Origin of the sequence: Rhodococcus sp. IEGM 1351 (genome assembly GCF_030056875.1) — a bacterium.
GTDB lineage: Bacteria > Actinomycetota > Actinomycetes > Mycobacteriales > Mycobacteriaceae > Rhodococcus_F > Rhodococcus_F opacus.
Genome location: NZ_JASHKU010000035.1, coordinates 1 through 24633 on the forward strand (window position 1 = coordinate 1; position 24633 = coordinate 24633).

At 67.7% G+C, this 24633-nt stretch carries 22 protein-coding genes; 14 read left to right on the plus strand and 8 right to left on the minus strand.

What is annotated here, in order from left to right:
- Window positions 1-272 precede the first annotated feature (272 nt).
- Window positions 273-920 carry an IclR family transcriptional regulator gene (locus QM806_RS36485; protein WP_005570725.1) on the plus strand — a complete coding sequence of 216 codons (648 nt, stop codon included), beginning with the start codon at window positions 273-275 and terminating at the stop codon, window positions 918-920.
- 5 nt (window positions 921-925) lie between these two features.
- Here QM806_RS36485 and QM806_RS36490 read toward each other — a convergent pair whose 3' ends face one another.
- Window positions 926-1468 carry a gamma carbonic anhydrase family protein gene (locus tag QM806_RS36490; RefSeq protein WP_182623694.1) on the minus strand — a complete coding sequence of 181 codons (543 nt, stop codon included), beginning with the start codon at window positions 1466-1468 and terminating at the stop codon, window positions 926-928.
- A 213-nt stretch (window positions 1469-1681) separates the two neighbouring features.
- Here QM806_RS36490 and QM806_RS36495 point away from each other — a divergent pair, with 213 nt between their 5' ends.
- From QM806_RS36495 to QM806_RS36510, 4 genes are all read left to right on the plus strand, one after another.
- Window positions 1682-2899: a CaiB/BaiF CoA transferase family protein gene (locus tag QM806_RS36495; protein WP_054247054.1), complete on the plus strand. Its 1218-nt coding sequence runs from the start codon at window positions 1682-1684 to the stop codon at window positions 2897-2899.
- Window positions 2900-2915: 16 nt separating this feature from the next.
- Complete coding sequence (locus tag QM806_RS36500; protein WP_005561919.1) at window positions 2916-3785, plus strand: hydroxymethylglutaryl-CoA lyase; 870 nt, start codon at window positions 2916-2918, stop codon at window positions 3783-3785.
- A gap of 28 nt (window positions 3786-3813) precedes the next feature.
- The gene (locus QM806_RS36505; RefSeq protein ID WP_054247057.1) at window positions 3814-5181 is read left to right on the plus strand and encodes an SLC13 family permease; all 1368 of its coding nucleotides are present in this window, start codon (window positions 3814-3816) and stop codon (window positions 5179-5181) included.
- Between the two features lie 221 nt (window positions 5182-5402).
- Window positions 5403-7682 carry a SulP family inorganic anion transporter gene (locus QM806_RS36510; protein WP_283294637.1) on the plus strand — a complete coding sequence of 760 codons (2280 nt, stop codon included), beginning with the start codon at window positions 5403-5405 and terminating at the stop codon, window positions 7680-7682.
- Between the two features lies 1 nt (window position 7683).
- Here the strand turns inward: QM806_RS36510 and QM806_RS36515 are convergent, their stop codons facing one another.
- Window positions 7684-8580, minus strand: coding sequence for an AurF N-oxygenase family protein (locus tag QM806_RS36515; RefSeq protein ID WP_005255915.1), 897 nt, complete (start codon window positions 8578-8580; stop codon window positions 7684-7686).
- A gap of 99 nt (window positions 8581-8679) precedes the next feature.
- The gene (locus QM806_RS36520) at window positions 8680-10263 is read right to left on the minus strand and encodes an MFS transporter (protein WP_283294639.1); all 1584 of its coding nucleotides are present in this window, start codon (window positions 10261-10263) and stop codon (window positions 8680-8682) included.
- Window positions 10264-10353: 90 nt separating this feature from the next.
- Here QM806_RS36520 and QM806_RS36525 point away from each other — a divergent pair, with 90 nt between their 5' ends.
- Window positions 10354-11025 (plus strand): TetR/AcrR family transcriptional regulator, encoded by a 672-nt coding sequence (locus QM806_RS36525; protein ID WP_043787452.1) that lies wholly within the window; start codon window positions 10354-10356, stop codon window positions 11023-11025.
- 204 nt (window positions 11026-11229) lie between these two features.
- Here QM806_RS36525 and QM806_RS36530 read toward each other — a convergent pair whose 3' ends face one another.
- Window positions 11230-12285 (minus strand): adenylate/guanylate cyclase domain-containing protein, encoded by a 1056-nt coding sequence (locus QM806_RS36530; RefSeq protein WP_054247079.1) that lies wholly within the window; start codon window positions 12283-12285, stop codon window positions 11230-11232.
- A gap of 163 nt (window positions 12286-12448) precedes the next feature.
- Here QM806_RS36530 and QM806_RS36535 point away from each other — a divergent pair, with 163 nt between their 5' ends.
- Together QM806_RS36535 and QM806_RS36540 are read left to right on the plus strand one after the other, a co-directional pair.
- Entirely contained in the window at window positions 12449-13162 is a 714-nt protein-coding gene (locus tag QM806_RS36535) for a DUF6319 family protein (RefSeq protein WP_005255920.1), read from the plus strand.
- 121 nt (window positions 13163-13283) lie between these two features.
- The gene (locus QM806_RS36540) at window positions 13284-13937 is read left to right on the plus strand and encodes a S1 family peptidase (protein WP_005255921.1); all 654 of its coding nucleotides are present in this window, start codon (window positions 13284-13286) and stop codon (window positions 13935-13937) included.
- A gap of 66 nt (window positions 13938-14003) precedes the next feature.
- On the opposite strand, the gene ilvD is transcribed toward QM806_RS36540, so the two are convergent.
- Together ilvD and QM806_RS36550 are read right to left on the minus strand one after the other, a co-directional pair.
- Window positions 14004-15698 (minus strand): dihydroxy-acid dehydratase, encoded by a 1695-nt coding sequence (gene ilvD, locus QM806_RS36545; RefSeq protein WP_009478121.1) that lies wholly within the window; start codon window positions 15696-15698, stop codon window positions 14004-14006.
- Window positions 15699-15735: 37 nt separating this feature from the next.
- Window positions 15736-16302 (minus strand): TIGR03086 family metal-binding protein, encoded by a 567-nt coding sequence (locus QM806_RS36550; RefSeq protein ID WP_133986168.1) that lies wholly within the window; start codon window positions 16300-16302, stop codon window positions 15736-15738.
- Window positions 16303-16385: 83 nt separating this feature from the next.
- On the opposite strand from QM806_RS36550, the gene QM806_RS36555 reads away from it, so the two are divergent.
- The 4 genes from QM806_RS36555 (at window position 16386) to QM806_RS36570 (ending at window position 21282) form a co-directional block, all read left to right on the plus strand.
- Window positions 16386-17384 (plus strand): aldo/keto reductase, encoded by a 999-nt coding sequence (locus QM806_RS36555; protein WP_007297918.1) that lies wholly within the window; start codon window positions 16386-16388, stop codon window positions 17382-17384.
- Window positions 17385-17429: 45 nt separating this feature from the next.
- Window positions 17430-18698, plus strand: a complete 1269-nt coding sequence (locus tag QM806_RS36560; RefSeq protein WP_037203483.1) for an MFS transporter — start codon at window positions 17430-17432, stop codon at window positions 18696-18698.
- 92 nt (window positions 18699-18790) lie between these two features.
- On the plus strand, window positions 18791-20371 hold the full coding sequence (locus tag QM806_RS36565) for an FAD-binding oxidoreductase (protein ID WP_005561894.1): 1581 nt from the start codon (window positions 18791-18793) through the stop codon (window positions 20369-20371).
- Window positions 20368-21282 carry a diacylglycerol kinase gene (locus tag QM806_RS36570; protein WP_005561892.1) on the plus strand — a complete coding sequence of 305 codons (915 nt, stop codon included), beginning with the start codon at window positions 20368-20370 and terminating at the stop codon, window positions 21280-21282. The genes QM806_RS36565 and QM806_RS36570 overlap by 4 nt, the downstream gene beginning before the upstream one ends.
- 4 nt (window positions 21283-21286) lie before the next feature.
- Here QM806_RS36570 and QM806_RS36575 read toward each other — a convergent pair whose 3' ends face one another.
- A complete protein-coding gene (locus QM806_RS36575; protein ID WP_005561891.1) occupies window positions 21287-21670 on the minus strand; it encodes an RNA-binding S4 domain-containing protein in 384 nt (127 codons plus the stop codon).
- A 141-nt stretch (window positions 21671-21811) separates the two neighbouring features.
- On the opposite strand from QM806_RS36575, the gene QM806_RS36580 reads away from it, so the two are divergent.
- Both QM806_RS36580 and QM806_RS36585 read left to right on the plus strand, forming a co-directional pair.
- Window positions 21812-22495 (plus strand): TetR/AcrR family transcriptional regulator, encoded by a 684-nt coding sequence (locus QM806_RS36580; RefSeq protein ID WP_005561889.1) that lies wholly within the window; start codon window positions 21812-21814, stop codon window positions 22493-22495.
- The gene (locus QM806_RS36585; protein ID WP_005255930.1) at window positions 22473-23162 is read left to right on the plus strand and encodes a GTP pyrophosphokinase; all 690 of its coding nucleotides are present in this window, start codon (window positions 22473-22475) and stop codon (window positions 23160-23162) included. Before QM806_RS36580 ends, QM806_RS36585 begins: the two co-directional genes overlap by 23 nt.
- On the opposite strand, the gene QM806_RS36590 is transcribed toward QM806_RS36585, so the two are convergent.
- On the minus strand, window positions 23143-24633 hold the full coding sequence (locus QM806_RS36590) for an MFS transporter (RefSeq protein ID WP_283294642.1): 1491 nt from the start codon (window positions 24631-24633) through the stop codon (window positions 23143-23145). The two genes, QM806_RS36585 and QM806_RS36590, sit on opposite strands and share 20 nt — an antisense overlap.

The window sequence follows — 24633 nt, forward strand, 5'->3', positions numbered from 1 at the left end:
CGAGGTCGAGACCTGCCAGGCGTTCCTTGTCGGTGAGAGTCTGCTCGATCGTCATGATGGTGCCTTTCCTTGCAACGGTTTTCGGATGCCCGGGAGGTGAGCGCGACTACGCACCGGGGAAATGGCGAATGCCTGTCACAGAGGTAACCGGCCCCGGTTCCCGTCGTCAACCGGCACCCGGGCAACTAGCCGTATCGACGGGATGCGGACGGTCGCGCGCCGCTTTCCTATACAATCTGAATACTTCAATGGGGCAATAGAAATGGACTGCGATGGTTGCGCGGAGTGAGATCGGCGTCGGAGTGCTCGCCCGCGCGGTGGCGATCCTCGACGTCGTCGAGTCGAGCCCGATGGGCGCGAGCGACCTCGCCCGTGAACTCGACCTGTCCCTGTCGACCACGTACCGGCTGGCGACCGACATGGTCAAGCACGGCCTTCTGCGCAAGGATGAGGAAGGCCGCTTCTACCTGGGTCAGCGATTCGTCACCACGGCGTTGAGCGACCTCGCGATTCCGGCGCTGCGGGAATTGAGCGAGGCGACAGGGGAATCCGCGCAGTTGTGGGTTCGCCGGGGCGAATCCCGTCTCTGCGCCGCAAGCGTCGATTCCCAGCACGAACTGCGGGTGGCGTTGCCCGTCGGAACGTTGGTACCGCTACCGCAGGGGTCGAGCGGCCACGTGCTGTCCGGAGACTGGGAGGCAGACCCCGAAGCCGTGAAATCGGGTTGGTGGGTGTCGGTTTCGGAACGCACACCGGGATCCGCGTCCATCAGTGCGCCGGTCCGCAGGCACGGCGAGATCGTGGCTGCCGTGTGCGTGTCGGGTCCCGAGGGGCGGATGGGGAAGAACCTGGGTGCGTCGATGGGCCGCGCAGTCGTCGCTGCCGCGCGGCAGATCGAGAAATCCGTTCCGGGCGACTGACTCGCTCAGGCGATGTCGAACGTGGTGACGTCCGCCGACCGATGTTGCTGCGCCAGTTGACGGTAGACCGCTGCGTTGGCGGCGTTGTGGGCCACCTCGTCGTCGGTCAGTTCGCGACGCACCTTGGCGGGCACGCCGGCGACGAGTGAGCGCGGCGGAATTCGCGTGCCCTCGAGTACCAGCGCGCCGGCGGCGACCAGCGACTGCTCGCCGATCACCGCTCCGTTGAGGACGGTGGCTCCCATGCCCACGAGGGCGCCGTCCCCCACGGTGCAGCCGTGCAGGACGGCGTTGTGCCCCACACTGACGTTCCGGCCGACGACGACGGGGAAACCCGGATCGACGTGAACGGCCACTCCGTCCTGAATGTTGCTGCCCTCGCCGAGGGTGATGGAATCGCAATCGGCACGCAGCACCGCGCCGTACCAGACGCTGGTCTCCGCGCCGAGTGTTGCGGCGCCGATCACCGCGGCGGTCGGCGCGACCCACGTGGTCTTCTCCGCGCGCGGCGAACGTCCATCGATCGCAACGACGTGTGGTTCTCTCACCGTGTTCTCCTCCTGTCGAGCAGCGGATTCCTGCTGCATTCCGCAGCGTCCCGTCGTCCATTGTCGTGTGGCGCGGACTCCGGGCATTGCCAATTGTGACTGCTACCACTACCGTCATTCTTATCAGACGGGAATCTAACTGCCAAATAATGAGAATCAGCAGGTAGGAACCCAGTCGTCATCCAGTACAGATCGACGAGGGAGAACTCTCACATGCAGGTCCCAGAGAACGGCCCACTGCACGGCATCCGTGTGCTGGAACTCGGCAACTTCATCGCAGCCCCCATGGCGAGCCGCATCTTCGCCGACTTCGGCGCCGAGGTCGTCAAGATCGAGCGACCGGGCGTCGGCGACGAACTGCGGGGCTGGCGTCGCCGCCGCGGCGCGACGTCGATGATGTTTCGCACGATCGCGCGCAACAAGCGGTCCGTCACCCTCGACCTCCGGACCGACGAGGGCCGCGCGATCATTCTCGACCTCGCCGCGAAGTCGGATGTCGTCATCGAGAACTTCCGTCCAGGAACGCTCGAGCGGTGGGGGATCGGGCCCGACCAGCTGACGGCCGCCAACCCCGACATCGTGCTGGTCCGGATCTCCGGCTACGGGCAGACGGGCCCGTACCGGGAGCGCACCGGCTTCGGCGGCGTCGCCGAGGCCTTCGGCGGACTCCGGCACGTCACCGGCTATCCGGACCGTCAATCGGTCCGGGCCGCCGCCCCCATCGCCGACACGCTCGCCGGACTGCACGGCGCGATCGGCGCTCTGATGATGTTGCTGGCCAAGGCGAGGCAGGGCGATCACTCGACCCCGCGCGTCGCGGACGTGGCCCTGTACGAGTCGGTGTTCATGGCGATGGAATCCCTCGTCCCCGACTACGACGCGTACGGCATGGTCCGAGAACGGACCGCGGGCAACCTGCCCGGCGTGGTGCCCAGCGGCGTCTATCCGTGCGACGGCGGCTCCGTCATCATCGCCGGCAACTCGAGTGGCGTGTTCGGCCGGTTGATGCAGGCCGTGGGGCGCGGCGATCTGGCCGACGATCCCGAGCTCGCCGACGGTGATCAGCGATTCCGTCGGGAAGCCGAACTCGACGAGGCCATCTCGTCGTGGACGTCGGTGCGTCGCCCCCGCGACGTCGTCGCCGAACTCGGCGCCGCCGGTGTGCCCGTGGGCGAGGTGTACGACGCCGTGCAGATCGCCGACGACGAGCACTACAACGCCCGCGGCATGCTGCAGAGCCTGAAGGTGTCCGTCGACGGGGAACCCGAAGAGGTGCGCTTCCCCGGAGTGGTCCCGCAGCTCGACGGCGAACCCACACAGATCCGCTGGGCCGGACCCGAACTGGGTGAGCACACCGACGAGATCCTCGGCGGATTGCTGAATCTGTCGGGTGATCAGCTCGACGACTACCGCGCCCGCAACGTCATCTGAATCGGAGGAAAGTGAAATGTCAGTCACCATAACGGATGTCGTGCTGCGAGACGGACTGCAGGACGAGGATGTCGTCGTCTCCACCGACCACAAGATCGCCGTCGCGGACGCCCTCGTCGCCGCCGGTGTGAAGCACATCGAAGCGGCATCGTTCGTCTCACCCACGCGTGTCCCGCAGATGGCGGACGCCGACGACGTCATCGCCCGGCTGCCCCGCACCGACCCGTCGGTCACGTACAGCGCTCTGGCACTCAACCCGCGCGGGGTGCACCGTGCGATCGCGACCGGCATCGACGAGATCCAGGTCGTGACGTCCGCCAGCGCCGGGCACAGCACGGCGAACACGGGCCGGAACCCGGACGAGGCGCTGCACGGACTTGCCGAGGCATTGCAGAAGTACCCGGACCGGAGTTTCCTCGGAGGTGTGTCGACCGCGTTCGTCTGTCCGTTCGAGGGCATCATCGCCCCCGCCACACTGGTACGGGTGGCCAGCGCGATGGCCGCAATGGGTGTGCGCCGGCTCGGGCTGGCCGACACACTGGGGACGGCCACCACCGAGCAGGTGCTCGCATCGGCCGGGGCGGTACGCGACGCCCTCCCCGACATCGAACTGAGCCTGCACCTCCACAACGCGCACGGTCAGGCCCTGGGCACCGTGATCGCCGCGCACCGGCAGCTCGGCATCACGCACTTCGACAGTGCCATCGGCGGGTACGGCGGCTGCCCGTTCGCGCCCGGCGCCCACGGCAACCTCGCCACCGAGGAACTGGTCGCGCACCTGCACGCGCACGACATCGACACCGGTATCGATCAGCAGGCCCTCGGCCTCGCCGTCGACACCGTGAAACACGCTCTGGCCCAAGCTCGGCCCCTCACCGCAGTGTGATCTGCGAACTCACCTCGAAAGGCCGACCATGGTCTACACAATCTCCATCGTCGCTCTGATCGCGATCTTCACAGTGGCGACCCTCACCCCGATCAACATGGGCATCCTCGCGTTCGCCGGAGCGTTCGTCATCGGCGGCTGGGTGTCCGGGATCCCGGTCGAGGACATCATCGACGCCTTCCCCGGCAGCACGTTCATCATCGTCGGCGGCATCACGCTGCTGTTCGCCATAGCAAAGACGAACGGGACCATCGACCTCGTCATCGAGGCCTCGCTCCGACTCGTGCGCGGCAGGCGGTGGGCGATCCTGTGGATGATGTTCCTGCTGTCCGGACTGCTGATGGCCCTCGGGTCCGTCCTCGCGGTCGGGATGCTCGCCCCCATCGCAATGCCTCTCGCGGCCAAGAACAAGATCAACCCGTTCCTGATGGGTATGGTCATCAGCCATGGTGCCCTGGCCTGCGCGTTCTCACCCATCAATCTCTACGGCGCATTCATCAACGGACTGATGGACTCGACCGGCGTCGGATCGAATCCCCTGGTCCTGTTCGCTCTGCCGTTCGTCCTCAACCTGGCCATCGCGATCGTGCTGTTCCTGATCTACGGCCTCGACCTGATCGGTCGCCGCACTCCCCGCCCCGTCGAGGAGACGCCCGACGACGGAGGATTCGGCGGTTCCTCGCGCCGGCCGTCCGGGGGCGTGGCGTCGGGCAACGGCCCGGGCGGGAACACCGCGACCCTCACCGATCGCGAGGTCATCGAGGAGGCGCTGATCCACGAAGGCATGAAGCCGGTGAAGATGAATCGGTACCGGTTCGCGACGCTCGCCGGCATCGGCTTTCTCGTCGTCGGGTCGGTCGCGTTCGGAATCGACGTCGGCGTCAGCTCGATCTGCATCAGTGCGGTGCTGCTGCTGATGGCGCCCAAGTCGCACCCCAAGGTCATCGACAACGTGGCATGGCCGGCCGTGGTGCTCGTGTGCGGGATGCTCACCTACATGGCGGTCATGACGCAGAACGGCACGCTCGACTTCCTCGGCGATGCGGCGTCGGCTCTCGGATCGCCGTTGCTGACCGCGTTGATCCTCTGCTACGCGGTTGCGATCATCTCCGCGTTCGGATCGTCGATCGGTACCCTCGGCATCGCGTTGCCCCTCGCCGCGCCGATGCTCGCGATGGGAGAGGTCGGCGCCGTGGGATTCGTCGCGGCCCTGGCATTCTCCGCGACGGTGGTCGACGTCAGCCCGTTCTCGACGAACGGCGTGATGGTGCTCGCCAACGCGCAGGTCGAGGACAAGGGCCGTTTCCAGCGCAAGATGCTCGCCTACTGCGGTCTGATCGTGCTGTCGGCCCCGATGTTCGTCTGGGCACTGGTTGTCGTGCCCACGTCCGTCTAGGTCCGACCGGCCGTGCCGGTCACCGTTTTCCCTCGGTGACCGGCACGTCTCACAGTGTGAGAGCGGGCGACGTGAACTTTGTGAACTTTAAGCTTCATGTAATGAACTGTTGTCCAATAGTTTTCGATTCAACTGGGTGAAAAGTGCTGTCACAGTGACACATGCCACAAGACCCCGTCCGTTTCGGGCGTTTCGTCGTTCTCCGCCCGTAAGGTGACGACATGTCGATCCTCGAGAACGAGAAAGCACCCCCATCCGGTGCACCCGCCCCCGGACCGACCCTCGGCGAAAGGTTGCGAGATAACGCGCGATACGACCTGCCCGCGTCGCTCGTCGTCTTCCTCGTCGCACTGCCGCTGTCGCTCGGTATCGCGATCGCGTCCGACGCCCCGATCATGGCGGGGCTCATCGCGGCGATTGTCGGCGGTGTGGTGGCGGGTTCCATCGGTGGCTCACCACTCCAGGTCAGCGGTCCTGCCGCCGGATTGACCGTGGTGGTAGGAGAATTGGTCGCCACATTCGGCTGGAAGGCCACGTGCGCGATCACCGTCGCAGCCGGATTCCTTCAAATCATCTTCGGGCTCAGTAGAATTGCCCGTGCAGCCCTGGCCATCGCGCCGGTCGTGGTCCACGCCATGCTGGCCGGTATCGGAATCACGATCGCCCTCCAGCAGATTCACGTCCTACTCGGTGGCAGCTCGCACAGCTCGACCATCGAGAACCTCACTCAGCTCCCCGGCCAGCTGACGTCCGCCCGCTACGGCGACGTCCTCGTGGGAACGGTGGTCATCGCCGTCCTGCTGTTCTGGAAGAAGATCCCCGGCAAGCTGCAGGTGCTCCCCGGCCCGCTGGTCGCCGTCGTCGCCGCCACCGTTCTGTCCCTTGTCCTCCCACTCGACATCGATCGAATCACGTTGGACGGCTCCCTGTTCGACGCCGTGGCACTGCCTTCGATGCCGGACGGCCCGTGGCTCGCAGTGGCCACCGGCGTACTCACGGTCGCGTTGATCGCGAGCGTCGAGAGCCTGTTGTCCGCGGTCTCCGTCGACAAGATGCACGGCGGCACGCGTTCGGAGTTCAACCGTGAACTCGTCGGTCAGGGCTCGGCCAACATGCTCTCGGGTCTCATCGGCGGCCTGCCGGTCACCGGTGTGATCGTGCGCAGTTCCACCAACGTGGCCGCCGGGGCGCGCACCCGGGCGTCCGCCGTGCTGCACGGCGTGTGGATCCTCGTCTTCGCCGCGCTGCTCACCGGGCTCGTCGAGCAGATCCCGATGGCAGCGCTGGCCGGCCTCCTCATCGTGATCGGCATCCAGCTCGTCAAAATGGCTCATCTGCGGACGGCCCGGCGCACCGGCGACCTGTGGGTGTACGGCGTGACCGTGGCCGGCGTGGTCTTCCTGAACCTGCTCGAGGGTGTGATCATCGGCCTCGCACTCGCGGTGGTCCTGCTGTTGTGGCGGGTCATCCACCCCAAGATGCGGGCCGAACCTGTCGGCTCCGAGGATTCCGGGCGGTGGCGCGTGACCGTCGAGGGGTCGTGCAGCTTCCTGTCCATGCCGGCGTTGACGGGGATCCTCGCGAAGGTGCCCGAGGGCGCGCACGTCACCGTGGAACTGGCGGTCGACTTCCTCGACCACGCCATGTTCGAGGCGATCGACGACTGGAAGCGTCACCACGAGCGGAACGGCGGAACGGTCGTGATCGACGCGCTCGGTCCCGTCGACATGGACGCCGTCGGCGCGTCGCCGCCCCGGCGCGGCATCGGCGTGGTGAGCCCCCGCGGGTTCGCCCCGTGGAAGAGCTGGCAGCCGCGGCACACCGACACCGAGGACTCCACCACCACACCGGCGGCACTCCGGCCGGTCCTCGCGGGAGTGTCGGAGTATCACCGGCGGAACGCGGCTCAGCTGCTCCCGCACCTCGACGAACTGCGGGACGGACAGCGCCCCGACTCGTTGTTCCTCACCTGCTCCGATTCACGCATCGTGCCGAACGTGATCACCAGCAGCGGTCCGGGCGACCTGTTCACGGTGCGCAACGTGGGCAACCTCGTCCCGACCGGGAAACAGGACGTGTCGGTCGAGGCGGGACTGGCCTTCGCCCTCGACGAACTCGAGGTCAGCTCGGTGATCGTGTGCGGCCACTCCGGCTGCGGCGCGATGAAGGCCGTGCTCGCGAGTGCACCGACCGAGACCGACGGGTCCGATCGCGACGCCGTCGAACAGTGGCTGACGTTCGCGCAGCCGAGCCGGAACGCGTTCCTCAGCGGTCATCCGGTGGCACGTGCAGCGGCCGAACTCGGATTCGACGAGGTCGACCAGCTGGGCATGGTGAACGTGGCGGTCCAGGTGCAAACCCTCGGGCGCCATCCCCTCGTCGGCGCGGCAGCGGCCGAGGGTCGAGTACGCGTCGCGGGAATGTTCTTCGACATTCCGTCCGCCCGCGTACTCGAGATCACCTCGACCGGTGTGTCCTACCTGGACCACGTCCCCACATGATTCAGAGGAGATGGACCCTCTTGTAGAGGCGCTTGGACGGGCCGCCGACGAGGCCGACGCCATCGAGGAACTGCATCAACTTGGAACCGGACGTGCGAACGGTGTCCTTGTAGTGCTGGTTGTTCTTGGCCTCGGCGGCGGCCCGCTCCGGGTCGAGTCCGGCATTCGCATACACGTCCTTGCGGATCATGCTCTTCATCACGAAGTACACGACCACCGCGGTGTTGAGCCGCTCGAACTGCAGCCGAGCCCAGCTGGCGCCCTCGATGCGGCGGCCGACCTCTTCGCGGGCGAAGCGGATGTGGCGGGCCTCTTCGAGGACGTGGATCTTGCTGACCGTGCGGGTGACGGGCTGCACGCGCTCGTCCTTCATGAAGTCGCGCTGCATCATGTCGAGGATCTCCTCGGCGGCCATCACGCTGGCGTACGCGTTCGCGCCCCGGAAGAAGCCACCCCAGATGCGTCCGAGCTTGTGGATCGCGGGGTGCGGTCCGTAGCTCGGCATGTTGAGGCGTTCACCGGCGCGGGCGAACATCACCGAGTGGCGGCATTCGTCGGCCACCTCGGTGAGCGCGAACTGGACGTGGCGCGAGTGCTTGTCGCGGCCGTACACGTCGCGCAGGAGCATCTGCATGAGCAGGATCTCGAACCACAGTCCGACGCTGGACACGCTGGCGGCCTCGTGCTTGGTGAGCTCGATCTTCTGTTCTTCGGTCATTTCGTCCCAGAGGGCGGTGCCGTAGAGCGTGCTCCACTCAGGGGTGAGACCGAACTTGTCGTCGGGGATCGGTGCTTCCCAGTCGACCTCGACCATCGGGTCGTAGGACTTGCGTGCCGACGACGCCAGCAAGCGCTGGGCGGTCTCTTCGCGGTCGGAGACGACGATCGATGCGGTCATCACTACCCCTTGTTCTGTGACTAGGCGGTCAACTAACTGTGACATTCAGTAACTGATACTGAACGATACAATGACGGCGGTCACAAGGGCAACGTCCGCTCAGTCGACGTCGGCCAGTTCCTCGTCCTTCCGCGGCGCCGGAGACGACCCTTTCCGGCCCGGCGCCCACACCGCGAGCACGACCGCGGACGCAAAGCACACGCAGGCCAGGGCGATGGACGCCTCGTCCATTCCCTCGAGGAACGCTTTCCGGGCGAAGCTCGCGAGCTGCTCGCCCTGCGGGCCCGCCGACTGGGCGACGTGCAGCGCGGCGGCCAGGGAACTCGACACGGGCTCCTTCGCGACGTCGGGGACGGCGTCGACGGCCGGCTGGACGTGCCTGCCGTAGCCCGCGGCCAGGATGCTGCCTGCCAGTGCGACGCCGATCGCCGCCCCGATCTCGCGTGCCGTGTCGTTGACGGCGGACGCCACTCCCTGTTTCTCATCGGGAGTGTTCTGCACGATTGCGGTGGTGGCGGGTGCGGTGCACAGGCCGATGCCGAACGCGGCCACGACCAGCGGCAGAGCCACCTGGGGGTAACTCGAGTACTCGTCGAGCCGGACCATCAGCAGGATTCCGACACCGAGGATCGCGGCGCCGACGGACAGCAACGGGCGGAGGCCGACATAGGGGAGGACGAACGGCATCCCCGCGGACAGCATCATCACGGGTACCGCGATGGGGGCGAGCGCGAGCGCCGACTCCAGCGGCGAGTAGCTCAGCACCAGTTGCAGGTACTGCACCGCGAAGAAGAAGAGCCCGAGGATGGCGAGGAACTGCATCAGCAACGACATCGACCCCGACCCGAAGGCGCGGTTGGCGAAGAGCCTGACGTCGAGGAGCGGATGCTCGCGGCGCAACTCGACGAGCGCGAACGCCACCGCGGCGGCGACGCCACCCGCCATGAGTCCGACGACGGCAGGGTCCAGCCAGCCGCGGTGCGGCGCCTCGATCGTGCCGAGCACGAACAGGCCCACCGCCGTCGCGATCGTCACGGTGCCGGGAACGTCGAGCGGCGCCTGGTCGGTCTGGCGTGAGGAGGTGATGGTGAATCCGGTGAGGAAGAGGACGCCGGACACCACGGCGAGGCTGACGAAGATCGCCTTCCACGACCACTGTTCGAGCAGCAGTCCCGAGACCAGCAGTCCGGCGATCGCGCCCGACCCGGCGACACCCGACCAGATGCCGACGGCCCGGCCGCGCTGGGACAGTGGAAAACCGGCAGTGAGCAGCGACAGCGTCGCCGGCATCACGAAGGCCGCGCCGATGCCGGCGACCGCGCGGGACCCGATGATCCACTCCGGGCTGTCGTTCAGGATCGGAATGGCGGCACCCAGGCCGAAGATCAGCAGTCCGAACATGAGGAGGCCGCGGCGGCCGTAGCGGTCGCCGAGTGCGCCGGCGGGAAGCAGGAGTGCGGCGAGGGTGAGGGTGTAGCCGTCGACGATCCAGGTGAGCTGGCTCTGGCTGGCGCCGGTGTCGCGGGCGAGGTCGGGCAGGGCGGTGTTCAGTGCGGCCATCGCCGCAACGACGAGTGCGACCGCGCAGCACGCGACGGTCAGCATCCAGATCTGCCGAAGGGTCCAGCCGGTGGTGTTGCTCTGTTCGGTGTCCTGCGGTGGTGCGGAGTCCCGAGAGCGCACGATGTAATCCCTCCGTGGAAGTAACGAGACTGTCAGTATCGTTGGTAGACTGGTAGTTCACAAGAGGTGCGGCAGTGGCAGGAACGGGCGGTGCAGATGACCGAGCAGGATCCCCGCAGGCAGCGCTCTCGCGCGAGACTTCTCGACGCCGCGACAACTCTTCTCGCGAAGGGTGGCACCGACGCCGTGACGATCGACGCCGTCACCAAGCTGGCGAACGTGGCTCGGGCCACGCTCTACCGGCATTTCGGCAACGGCACCGAACTGGTCGCCGCGGCGTTCGGGCGGTTGCTCCCACCCGCGCCGACCGTGCCCGCCGACGGCGACCTCCGCGACCGGCTGGTCGAGCTGATGGTCAGTCAGGCGAAACTCATCGAGAGTGCCCCCATGAACGTGACGGCCATGTGCTGGCTCGGCATGGGCCCCGCGCTGGACGACTACTCGAGCGCGGCCGCTGTCGAGTCGGACAAACCGGAACTGCGGACGCTGAGGCAGACCATCGTCGAGCAGTACCGGGCGGCGTTCGACCAGGTCTTCGGCACACCCGAGGCGGCCGAACGCCTCGGCGAATTCGACTACGACCTCGCTCTCGCCCAACTCATCGGACCACTCGTCTTCACCCGGCTCGCGACCCTGACCCCGCTGGGACGGACCGCGTGTGAGCAGATCGTCGACGACTTCCTCGCCGCACGCGCCGCCCAGGTCGCCGCCGGTCCCGCGAAGCCGACGCTCCTCGAGATACCGCCTGCTCAGGCATTGTGACGTCGACAGCTCCGCGCGTCGTCATTACCGTGGCACGTGCGCGCGGCACCGGATGCCGCGCGTATCGAATGAATGGTGTGGGAAGGTTTCTCGATGATCACTGATGCACTCAACTGGCTCCTCGGTGCTTGGGGCGGCGTCGCCGCCGGCAGCAGCGGATACTCCATCCCGCCCGGAACCCTTCCCTTCGGAAGCTGACAGTCGCTAGGCGTCCCGGTCTCGACGCAGCACGAACTGTTCGAGTCGTCGAATCCCTCGAACACGTCGTGGACGTAGCTGCTTGAGGTAGTAACCGGGAGCGTCGGCGAGTTCGTGGGCGAGCGCCTCGTCGATCAGCACCGTGCCGGGACGCGCCGAACCGGTGAGTCGCGCCGCGGTGTTGACGACGGAGCCGTAGAGGTCGCCGAACCGGACGAGCACCGGACCCATCGCGAGTCCTACCCGCAGTTCGGGGTCCGCCTCGTCCGGCAGAACCTGCTCCTGCAGCTGCAGGGCGATCTCCGCCGCATCGGACGGCGACTCGACGGCGAACATCACCTCGTCGCCGACCGTCTTCACCACCCACCCCTGATGGCGGCCGATGACCGACGTCGACGCCGACTCGAAACGTTCCAGAAGGTCGCTCAGTTCCCGCGCGCCGAGCTGACGGGTCAACGACGTGTACCCGACGATGTCCGCGAAGCCGACCACCAGTTTCCGGCTCGCGACCTCCTCGCCGGGATTCCCGACGTTGCGACCGGTGGTCGAGGCGATGTGCCTGCGCCACACGTACGCCTGCAACGACTCGACCGCCGGAAGGATCTCGGCAGTGAGTTCGCGCACCTGCTCCCGGATGGCCTGCTCGTCGCTGCCCGCGGACCCGGCGAGTTGATCGACGATGTGGGTGCTGATCAACGAGACCTGCCATTCGGCGAGCCGCGACATCGACTGGCCGAGAGCACGAGCCGCCGCCACTTCGCGTTCCGGTGAGATGATCCCCTGGTCGACGAGCGACGCGATGGTGCGCAACGCGGCGGCGTCCCCCTCGGTGAACATGACGCCGTCCGGATCGGTGTCGACCGCGAAACCCATCGACACCCACAGGCGATCCGCCCGTTCGAGGGATACCCCCGCGAAGTCGGCGATCTCGGTCCGCGTGTAGCGGCGGGGCCCGCCCAGAAGCGACTCCTCGAGATCGGCCTGGACGTCGCGGAGCAGGGTCGGTGAGATCTCCGTCGTCGTTGCGGTCTCGTCGCCGTTCTCCGGTGCTTCCGAGGTCACGTCGTTCCTCTCGATACGGTCGATGCGCACGCATGGTCGCGGTGCGTCCATTCCCCTCAATCTGCCACTGTGCGAGCCCGTCCGATGCGGAACCGTCGGTGGGGTGTGCGAGAGTTGCGGTGCTCACGAGCGTAACCAGGAGACAGACCAGAAAGGACAGCGCATGCCGCCCCGTAGACGTTCCGGTGCCGCCGCACCGGATCACCTGACCGCGGAGAATCTCGAGACCCTCGCTGCCGCGATCGCGGAAGGTAAGCGGGCCACCGTGTATCTGCGCGAGGCGATGCCCAGCCTCGGGCTCGAGGCCGGAGCCTCGGCGAAAGTTATCTCCGTGCAAGGCAATACGCTCTTGATCCGCCCCAAAGGCGTCGACGACGAGCTCCCCTTCGAAGCGGAGGAGCTTCTGATGAGACGAATTCCGGCCGCCAAGTCTGCGCCCGCGCCCGCCGCTCCCGCGACCCCGGTCGTGCACCAGGAGATCGAGCCCGGTCCGCCCCCCGCCCCCAAGACTCCGGCCGCCAAGACCGTCGCGACGCCTGCGCCCGCCGCCACCGCGGTCCCGAAACCCGCCGCGGTACCGGCCAAACGCACCAGCAAGAAGGTGCCCGCGGGAGTCAGCGTCACCATCCACGCCGGCGCCGACAACGACTGGAGCGTCACCGTCGCGCACGGAGCCAAGCGTCCCGGCAAGGCCGTCCCCGTCTCGCCGGACGCCGTCGAGCGCGCCGTCCGGGAACTCGGGGAGGAGACGGCGATCGAGGCCGTCGAGTCGATCATCGTGGCGGCACGCAACCTCGCGGCGGCCCGGGTGGACGAGCTGAGCCGGCAACTCGAGGACGCCCGCAAAGCACTGGAGGCGCTCGGCGCCGTCGAGTAGCGCCCGGGTCGGCAACGGTCGCGGTCTCTACATCGGCATTCCCCCACGCAGGTCTTGTGCGGGGTGGGATTCTTATGGGGAGACACGCGGCCGTCGGGGCTCATCCGGGAAGGTTCGAAAAATGTTGAAACGATTCGCGGCGGTTGTTGCGGCGACAGCGGGAATTCTGGGATTCGTTGCGGCGGGGTCCGCGACAGCAGCTCCGGCCGCCGTCTTGGGGGGCGGTTCGGGGATCGTGGTGAACGACGAACTCGTCTGCTCACTCACCACCATCGGACACGACAACGCGGGCCGGCTCGTCGGCCTGACAGCGGGCCACTGCGGTGAATCGGGTTCCTACGTGGTGCCCGAGGCCAGCCAGGACAGCGGCATCGTCGGAACGTTCGTCGTCTCCAACCCCGTTCTCGACTACGCGGTGATCCAGTTCGACCCGGCGAAGGTCGTCCCGGTCAACAGGGTGGGCGGCGTCACCATCACCAACATCGGCGCACCGGCAGCCTTCCCACAGGTGGCGTGCAAGGAAGGCCGCACCACGGGCAACACCTGCGGCATCGTCTACGGCGACCTCATGCAGACGGGTGAGACGTGGACCCAGGCCTGCGTGATCGAGGGTGACTCGGGCGCACCGATGGTCGTCGGCACCACCCTGGTGGCCATGGTCAACGCCTACCTCGCGGCACCGTGCATCGGCCCGGAGATCGGCACCAACCTCAACTCGATCATCGCCGACATGAACGCGAGCGGCGGTCCCGGCGCCGGGTTCCGGCCCATCTAGGCCCTTCGGGCCCGTGCGCCTTTTTGGTAGCCAGGACAACCAGAAAGGCGCACGGGCGCGAAGCGCCTACCCGCAGACGGCGCCGCCCGAGGCGGAGCCGACGAGCTTCGTGTACTTGGCCAGGACCCCGCGGGTGTAGCGCGGGGGCAGAGGCTCCCACCCGTTCTTACGGCCGGCGAGTTCCTCCTCGTCGACGAGCAGTTCGAGGGTGCCCGTCCCGACGTCCAGTCGGATCTGGTCGCCGTCGCGGACGAACGCGATGGGACCGCCGTCGACGGCCTCCGGTGCCACGTGGCCGACGCACAGGCCGGTGGTGCCGCCGGAGAATCGGCCGTCGGTGAGCAGGAGGACGTCCTTGCCCAGTCCGGCACCCTTGATCGCGCCGGTGATCGCGAGCATCTCGCGCATGCCGGGTCCGCCCTTGGGACCCTCGTAGCGGATGACCACGACGTCGCCGTTCGTGATGGTGCCGTCCTCGAGGGCGTCCATCGCGGCGCGTTCCCGTTCGAAGACGCGGGCGGTGCCGGTGAAGACGTCGGAGTCGAACCCGGCCGACTTCACCACCGCGCCGCCCGGGGCGAGGGAACCCTTGAGGATCGTGATTCCGCCGGTCGGGTGGATGGGCGAGCTCATCGCGCGGAGCACCTTGCCGTCGGGGTCGGGAGGGGCGATGGCCGACAGGTTCTCGGCCATGGTCTTGCCGGTGACGGTGAGGCAGTCGCCGTGCAGCATCCCGGCGTCGAGCAGGGCCTTCATGATGACGGGGACGCCGCCGATGTGGTCGACGTCCTTCATCACGTGCTTGCCGAACGGTTTGACGTCCGCGAGGTGCGGGACGCGGGCACCGACGCGGGAGAAGTCGTCGAGGGTCAGTTCCACATCCGCTTCGCTCGCGATCGCCAGCAGGTGCAGGACGGCGTTGGTGGAGCCGCCGAACGCCATGACCACGGCGATGGCGTTCTCGAACGCCTCCTTGGTGAGGATGTCCCTGGCGGTGATGCCGCGTCGGAGCAGTTCGACGACGGCTTCACCGCTGCGCCTCGCGAATCCGTCGCGACGACGGTCGGTGGCGGGCGGGGAGGCGCTGCCGGGCAGCGACATGCCGAGTGCCTCGGCGGCACTGGCCATCGTGTTCGCGGTGTACATTCCGCCGCACGCGCCCTCGCCGGGACAGATGGCTCGTTCGATGGCGTCGACGTCCTCACGGCTCATCAGTCCGCGCGAGCAGGCGCCGACCGCCTCGAACGCGTCGATGATGGTGACGTCGCGTTCGGTGCCGTCCGACATTTTGGCGACACCCGGCAGGATCGAACCGGCGTAGAGGAACACGCTCGCGAGGTCGAGGCGGGCCGCGGCCATCAGCATGCCGGGCAGCGACTTGTCGCAACCGGCGAGCAGCACCGATCCGTCGAGGCGTTCGGCCTGCATCACCGTTTCCACACTGTCGGCGATCACCTCACGGGAGACGAGGGAGAAGTGCATGCCCTCGTGTCCCATCGAGATGCCGTCGGACACGGAGATGGTGCCGAACTCGAGGGGGTACCCGCCCGCGGCGTGGACGCCGTCCTTGACGGCCTTCGCGAGCCGGTCGAGCGACAGGTTGCAGGGGGTGATCTCGTTCCAGGACGACGCCACGCCGATCTGGGACTTTCCCCAGTCGTCGTCGCCCATGCCCACCGCACGGAGCATTCCGCGCGCTGCGGTCTTCTCCAATCCGTCGGTGACGTCGCGGCTGCGGGGTTTGGGATCCGGGGTACTCATGTCTCCCAGCGTAGGCGGGACCCTCGGCGGCGGTTGGTTAAATGCGTTGCCGGGGATCGCGACCGGTCAGGGCGATCAGGCGATCCTGGAGCGGCGCGTCGTCGGGAACGTCGACGGGGTCGGCGAACAGCCCGCTCTCGGAGAGCATCTCGCGTTGGCCGTCGAGATCCGACCAGACGCCGGCGACGAGTTGCGGGTCGAGTGTGTCGTCGGATCCGGTGGCCTTGGCGAGGTCCCATGCGTGGATGGTGACGTCGGCGATCTGCTGCCGCAGATACGGCTCGAGCGGCACCGTGCCGTAGGACAGGTGCACCTGCGTCCGCGGGTCGGTCGACGACCACGCGTGTATGGCCGCGTCCGAGTACCGCTGCCATTCCGACCGCATGTCGCCGTGCAGGGGCTCGATGTCCGGGGTCGCTTCGCCGACCGTCTTCCCGGCGAGCAGCGGGGGAACCCACTGCTGTTCCTCGATGACGTGCCGCACCAGCTGGGTGACGTCCCAGTCGCGGTCCGGTGTCGGCGCCGACCAGTCGGTGATCGCGGCGACCCGTGCACCGAACTCGCGGTGGGCGATGCGGGCGAGTTCGAACCAGTCGAATGCCATGCCTTCAGGGTAGAGGCAGCCGGGTCACGATCAGCGCGATTCCAAACGATGCACCTGTCGGGGTGCTCGGGAAGGATGGGGGCATGACCAACATCCCCACCGTGCAGTTGTCCGAAGGCTTCACCGTCAGCGCGCAGGGCTACGGCGCCATGTCCGTCGCCCCCGTGTACGGCCCCGTCGACGCCGCGGAGGCGCTCGCGACCCTCCACCACGCCATCGACATCGGAGTGACGTTCATCGACACGGCCAACGTGTACGGCGACGGTGCGAGTGAGATCGCGGTGGGCACGGTGCTGAAGGAACGCCGCGACGAGGTGCAGCTGGCCACCAAGTTCGGTCTCGTCGGCAACATCGCGAACGGCCGGCGCAGCATCAACGGCAAGCCCGAATACGTGGCGCAGGCCCTCGACGAATCCCTGTCCCGGCTCGGCGTCGACACCGTTGATCTGTACTACCTGCACCGCGTCGACCCCGAGGTGCCCATCGAGGACACCGTCGGTGCGATCGCGGAACAGGTGAAGGCCGGGAAGGTCCGCAACATCGGACTGTCGGAGGCGACCGGCGACGAGTTGCGTCGCGCCTCGCGCGTGCACCCCATCGCCGCGATCCAGAGCGAGTGGAGCATCTGGAGTCGCGACGTCGAGAAGCACGTGGTTCCCGCGGCGGCGGAACTCGGCATCGGCTTCGTGCCGTACTCGCCGGTGGGCCGGGGATTCCTCACCGGAACGTACGACCCGGCCACGCTGGGCGACAAGGATCTGCGTCGCCGGTTCCCGCGTTTCGGCGACGATGCGCTGCCGGCGAACCTGAAGGTGCTCGACGTCGTCCGCGAGGTCGCTGCCGAACTCGACGCGACGCCCGCCCAGGTGTCGCTGGCGTGGCTGGACGCGAAAGCCCGCGAGTTCGGGTTGCCGTCCGTGTCGATTCCCGGTACCCGGTTCGCGGCCCGTGTCACGGAGAACGCCGGCGCGCTCGCGCTCACGCTGACCGAAGGGCAGATCGCGCGTCTGGACCTGCTCGCGGATCTCACCGTCGGCGAGCGCACAGCCGATCCGACCTGGGTGTCGCTGGGCCGCGAGTGACTTCGACCGGCGGGTAATACCTGCTGGGGGGTAGTTTGATCTGCGATGAGCAGAGTGTGGTTGGTGTGGGGCGTCGGGGTTGTCGCTTATATCGTCGCCGTCCTGCATCGAACCTCGTTCGGTGTGTCGGGCCTCGCGGCGACGGAACGATTTTCGATCAGTCCGAGTGTGTTGTCGGGTTTCGTCGTACTCCAGATCGTGGTGTACGCGGGGATGCAGATCCCCGCCGGTGTGCTCCTCGACCGGTACGGATCGCGAGTCATGATTTCCGCGGGCGCCCTCATCATGGCGTCGGCGCAGATGCTGCTCGCGCTCACCGAATCGCTGCCGCTGGCGGTCGCCGCGCGCGTTCTCGTCGGCGTCGGCGACGCGATGACGTTCATCTCCGTGCTGCGCCTGGTGCCGCAGTGGTTCGCGCCGCGGCGGGTCCCGCTCGTGTCGCAGCTCACCGGCATCTTCGGTCAGATCGGTCAGATCCTGTCGGCGCTGCCGTTGATGCTGTTGCTGAACGGGCCGGGCTGGAGTTTCGCGTACGGCAGCGCGGCGTCGCTCGGTTTGCTGTCGTTCGTGCTGGCCGTCTCCGTCATCCGCAATGCGCCTCCCGGTCTGGAGGTGGTGGCCGCGCCCGCCGGACTGCGGGAGGTGGGCAGGCAGATCCGCACCGTGTGGGGGCGTCCCGGCACCAGGCTCGGGTTCTTCACCCACATGGGCACGCAGTTCTCGATGACCACGTTCGCCCTGCTGTGGGGTGTGCCGTACCTGAGGTCGGCGCAGGGATTGTCGCCGGCGGAGGCCGGTTCGCTGCTGACCCTGTCGGTGATCTCGGCAATTGTGGCCGGCCCGATCATCGGCATCCTCAGCGGCCGTTTCCCGATGCGCCGCTCCTATCTGGTGCTGGCGATCATGAGCAGCAATGCGGCGATCTGGACCGTTGTCCTGTCGCTGCCGGGTCCGGCGCCGATCTGGTTGCTGATCGTGCTCGTGATGGTGATTTCGGTGGGCGGCCCCGGTTCGATGATCGGTTTCGACTACGCCCGCATGTTCAACCCCAGCACCAGCATGGGAACGGCGCAGGGCATGGTCAACATCGGCGGCTTCCTGGCGTCGTTGCTGGTCATCCAGGCGATGGGTCTCATCCTCGATGCGATGGGCGGGTACTCGTTCGACGCGTTCCGAGTGGCCTGGCTCGTGCAGTACCCGGTTTGGATCGTGGCGATCACGGGTGTTCTGGTGACGCGTGGGAAGACACGGAAACAGATGGGATTGGTGCTGCGGCCCATCCGGCAGGTGTGGCGGGAGCGGGGCGGTCGCTGAAGAGGGCTAGTTACACTCTTACATGATGTGTAACACTATAACGCATGAGCAATGAGCGATCGGAAGATCACGCCGTCCTGACGGCACCCCCGATGCAGTGGGACGCCTGGGGCGCGCCGGAGAAGCACAAGATCCTCTCGGACGGCATCAAGGGGCTGCTGCAACAGGCCCTCGGCGTCACGATCAGGGAGCCCTCCGACCGGGCGGCCGACGACGTCGTCCTGGCTCCGAGCGCACTGTCCGACCAGCAGGTCGCCGCGCTCGCGGGCATCGTCGGAGAACAGTTCTGCAGCACCGCGCACTCCGACCGGCTGCTGCGTTCCGGCGGCAAGAGCACGCTCGACCTGCTGCGCCGCCGCAGCACCGAACCGCAGAACGCGCCCGACGCCGTCGTCACCCCCGGTACGGACGACGAGGTCGCCGACGTGCTCCGATACTGCGCCGACCACGGCATCGCCGTGGTGCCGTTCGGTGGCGGAACGAGCGTGGTCGGCGGGCTCGACCCCGTGCGCGACCGATTCGACGCCGTCGTCTCGCTGGACCTGCGCCGGTTCGACGCGCTCATCGACCTCGACGCCGACTCCGGCATCGCGACGCTGGGAGCCGGTGTGACGGGTCCGCTCGCCGAGGAACTGCTCGGCGCGCACGGCTTCTCGCTCGGGCACTTCCCGCAGAGCTTCATGTTCGCGACCATCGGCGGCTTCGCGGCCACCCGGTCGTCGGGGCAGGCGTCCGCGGGGTACGGGCGGTTCGAGGACATGGTGCAGGGACTGAGGGTGGTGACCCCCACCGGGACCCTCGACACGGGGCGCGCCCCGGCCTCCGCGGCGGGTCCGGACCTCGGCGAACTGTTCGTCGGGTCGGAGGGAACGCTCGGCGTCATCACCCGGGTGCGGGTGCGGGTGCACGCGGTCCCCGACACCACCGTCCGGGAAGGGTGGAGTTTCCCCGACTTCGAGACGGGCGCGGCGGCTCTGCGGGCGTTGCGGCAGGAAGGTGCGGTCCCGACCGTGCTGCGACTGTCCGACGAGGCGGAGACGGCGGTGAACCTCGCGACCACCGACAAGATCGGTGAGGAGACCGTCACCGGCGGCTGCCTGGCGATCACGACGTTCGAGGGCACCGCCGAGCACACCGCGGAGCGGACGGCGGAGGCTCGCGCCGTGCTGGTGGCGCACGGCGGCACGTCCCTGGGTGAGGCGCCTGGAAACGGCTGGGAGCACGGCCGTTTCGACGCACCGTACCTGCGCGACTCGCTGCTCGACGCGGGAGCGCTGTGCGAGACGCTGGAAACCGCGACCACCTGGGGCAACCTCGCTGCGCTCCGCACCGCCGTGACCACTGCGCTGACGGAGTCGCTGGCCGGGCAGGGCACCCCGCCGCTCGTCCTGTGCCACATCTCGCACACGTACCCGACCGGCGCCTCGCTGTACTTCACCGTCGTGTCCGCGCAAGCGGAAGACCCGATCGAACAGTGGCGGAAGGCCAAAACCGCCGCCGGTGATGCGATCATCGCCGCCGGCGGAACCATCACGCATCACCACGCGGTCGGAGTCGACCACCGTCCGTGGATGCGGGACGAGATCGGCGACCTGGGCGTCGCGATTCTGCGGGCGGTCAAGGACGCGGTCGATCCTGCGGGAATCCTCAACCCCGGCAAGTTGATTCCGTGAGCACGCAGCAGGTGATCGAGAAGGTCACCGTCCTCGTCAACCCCCTCGCCGGACACGGTCACGCACCCGTCGCCGGCCGCAAGGGGGTGGCGCGCCTGCGGGAGCGCGGGGTCGCCGTCACCGAGATCATCGGCACGGATGCCGATCACGCGCGCATGCTGGCGCGCCGGGCGATCGACGACGGCACCGACGCGCTCGTCGTCGTCGGCGGGGACGGCGCCATTAGCATCGGGCTGCAGGCGGCCGCGCAATCCGGGACACCGGTCGGGCTGATCCCGGCCGGCACCGGCAACGACCATGCGCGCGAATTCGGTATCCCCGTCGGCGATCCCGTCGCCGCGGCCGACGTGATCGCGGACGGGGAGGTGCAGGAATCCGACCTCGCCCGCATCACGCTCGCGGACGGCGCGGTGGTGTGGGCGGGCACCATCGTCGCGAGCGGATTCGACTCGCTCGTCACGGACCGCGCCAATCGGATGTCGTGGCCCAAAGGCCCGATGCGGTACAACCTCGCGATGCTCGCCGAGCTGACGCAGCTCCGCCCGCTGCACTACACCATCGAACTGGACGAGGAGACGTTCCAGGTGGACGCCACCCTCGTGGCGGTGGGCAACGGACGCTCGTACGGCGGCGGCATGCAGATCTGCCCGGGCGCGGACAAGAGCGACGGCCTGCTCGACGTCACGGTCGTCGACTACGGTCGCCGGTCGAGGCTGGTCCGGTTGTTCCCCCGCGTCTACAAGGGCACTCACGTGGATCTCCCTGACGTGCAGACCTACCGTTCGCGGAAGGTGCGATTGCAGTGCGACGGCATCACGGCGTACGCGGACGGCGACCGGGTCGGTCCGCTGCCGATCACCATCGAGGCGGTGCCGGCCGCCCTGCGCATCCTCAGCCACACCCCGGCCTGAGCGGTCACAACCCGCGCAACCGGTCCATCTCGCGGCGTTCGCGTTTGGTAGGCCGGCCTGCACCGCGGTCGCGTTGCGGTATCGACGCGAGGACTTCGCGCGGTGGGGGCGGTGGTGTGTTGTCGGTGTAGCACTCGACCGCCACCACCGCGCCGACCCGTTTGGTGATGGGCCGGACGACCTCGACGATGCGTTCGACACCCGCCGCGCGAATGCGGACCTCGTCACCGACCTTGACCGGCTGCGCGGGTTTGGCGGTGGTGCCGTTGACCCGCACGTGCCCCGACCTGCAGGCGGCCGCCGCCGCGGAGCGCGTCTTGAACAGCCGGATCGCCCAGGTCCAGCTGTCGACCCGGACGCTCGCGGGATCGGTACCGGAAATCGCCACCTGACCAGGATACGAAAGGGTGCGACTCGCTTGCTGATCGCGGGTGCCGCCTCGAGAAATCGGGCGCGGTCGTCCAGAACGCCGGGCGTGGGCTGACACGATAAACGGAGTGTGCTTTCCACTTCGGGTAGCATCGAGTTCATGGTGAAGCCGGGGTCGAAAGAGGCACGGAATGCGTGCAGGCAGGCGTTGCGCACCGACGCCGAGCGCAACCGCTCGCGCGTCGTCGATGCGGCGCAGGAGGTGTTCGCCGAGCAAGGGTTGACGGCCTCCATGGCCGAGGTCGCCCGGCGGGCCGGGGTCGGCATCGCGACGTTGTATCGCCGTTTCCCCACCAGGGAGGATCTGATCACCGATGTCTTCGCCGACAAGATGAGCGCCTACGTCGACGCCATCGACGAGGCCGCGGCAGACCCCGATCCGTGGAACGGTTTCTGCGCCTACGTCGAGCGGGTGTGCGCCATGCAGGCGGAAGATCGCGGCTTCACTCACGTGCTCACCATGACGTTCCCCACCGCAAGCGAATTCGAGGCGAAGCGGGCCGAGGCCTACCGCGGCTTCGAGCGGCTGATCGAACGCGCCAAGGAGACGGGTCGGCTGCGCGCGGACTTCTCCTCCCAGGACCTGGTGTTGCTTCTGATGGCGAACGCGGGGGTGGTCGAGGCGACAGGCGCCGCGGCCCCTGATGCCTGGCGTCGTCTCATGGGCTACATGCTCCAGGCGTTCTCGGCTGTCGGCGCCGCACCGCTGCCGCCTGCACCCACTCCGTCGGCGATGCACGAGGCAATGGTGGGGGTGACGTGTGGAGCAGCGAACGGCCGATGACGTGACCGGACTGCTGAGTCTCCGAAGCTCCGACGGGGGACGGGATCTCACCCGATTCCTGATGTCGTACAAATTCGGCATCGACGAGATGATGACCAAGATCAACATCTTGAAGGACGAGTTCACCTACATTCACGAGTACACCCCGATCGAGCACGTGAAGTCGAGGCTGAAGTCGGCCGACAGCGTGCTGGGCAAGGCTGCCCGCAAGGGTATTCCGCTCACTCTCGACTCCATCCGCGACAACATCCACGACATCGCCGGAATCCGGATCACCTGCAGCTTCATTCAGGACGCGTACCGGATCAGCGACCTGTTGACGGGCCAGCAGGACATCACCCTCATCGAGGTCAAGGATTACATCGCCGAACCCAAACCCAACGGATACCGGAGCCTGCATCTGATCGTCGAGGTTCCGGTGTTCATGTCCGACCGCGTCGAATCGGTGCGGGTGGAGATCCAGATCCGTACGGTGGCCATGGATTTCTGGGCAAGCCTCGAGCACAAGATCTTCTACAAGTACGACAAGGCGGTCCCGGCCGCGCTGCTGGACGAGTTGAAGGATGCTGCCGACGTGGCCCGCAATCTCGACGTCAAGATGGAGGCCCTCCACGACGAGGTGCGCGAACACGGGGCAGCGCTACACGTCATCGCTTCGGTGGAGTAGGGCTCGACCGGGCGATTGCCGGTTGCACTGCCGGACCGGTGACGTCGCAATGTGGTTTGCATGCAACCGAATCCGGGACGGGACCAAGCGGGGTGCGAGCGGGCGGGGCGGGCGCCCGGATCAGGGCTGCGGCGATGGTCGCCCCGACCAGGAGCAGTGCGATGCAGATGTACATCGCGATGCGGAAGCCGTGCGAGAAGCTGGTGGGGTCGATCATGCTTTCGGCGTCGATCCCCGCGATCCCGGGGAGCGCGGCCACCGCCAGTAGCTGGCTGGTGCGCGCGACGGCGTTGTTCACTCCGGAGGCGATGCCGGACTGGTCCACCGGGACCGACCCGAGCACGGCGGCGGTCAGCGGCGCGACCATCGCGGACAGCCCGAGGCCGAAGACGACGACGCCGGGGAGCACGACCGTCCAATAGTTCGCATCCGGCCCGATCCGGGTCATCAACAGCAGGCCGACCGCTGCGAGTGCGGGCCCGACGGTCATCGGCAGTCGGGGGCCGTGGGTCTGGGCGTAGCTGCCGGCGCGGGAGGAGAACGCCAGCATCGCCAGCGTGATCGGGATGGTGGCGACCCCGGCTTCGATCGGCGAGTATCCGGCCACCAACTGCAACTGCAGGACCAGAAGGAAGAAGACGCCACCGAGTGCGGCGTACACGGCGAGCGTCACCAGGTTCGCCGCCACGAATATGCGCGACGCGAACAGGCTCGGCGGCACCAGCGCGTTCGGTGAGCGCCGTTCCACCACGACGAACGCGATCAGCGCGACCGCGCCCACCACCCCGGCGATCAGGTTCATCTCGATCAGGCCGTAGGTGAGCGCGCCGAGACCGATCACCGCGCACACCGACCCGACCACGTCGAGATGATCGGGCGGATGCGGGTCGCGGCTCTCGGGGACGTGCCGCATCGACGCCCACACCACGACGACGGCGAGCGGAAGATTGATCAGGAACACCGACCGCCAGCCGGCCACCTCCACCAGCCAGCCGCCCAGTAGGGGGCCGATCGCCCCGGCCACCCCGCCGAGTCCCGACCACAGCCCGATCGCGGCACCCCGGTCATCCTCGTGGATCGACGCCGAGATCAGAGCGAGGCTGCCGGGGGTCAGCATCGCAGCCCCGACACCCTGCAGAATCCGTGCGATCACGAGCATGGTGATGTCGGGTGCGATGCCGCACAGGAGTGACGCCGCCGCGAACCAGACCGTCCCCCAGACGAAGACGCGGCGCCTGCCCCAGCGATCCCCGAGCGCCCCGCCCAGCAGGATCAGCGACGCCAGGGCGAGGGTGTAGCCGCTCAAGACCCACTGCATTCCCGCGACATCCGACCCGAGGTCCTCGCCGATGTGCGGCAGGGCGATGTTCACCACCGTGCCGTCCAGTAGCGCGAGACTCGAGCCGAGAACGGTGGCGGTGACCACCCACCGTCCCTGGCGGGTGCTCAGGCGCAGCACTGTCTCGGTCAT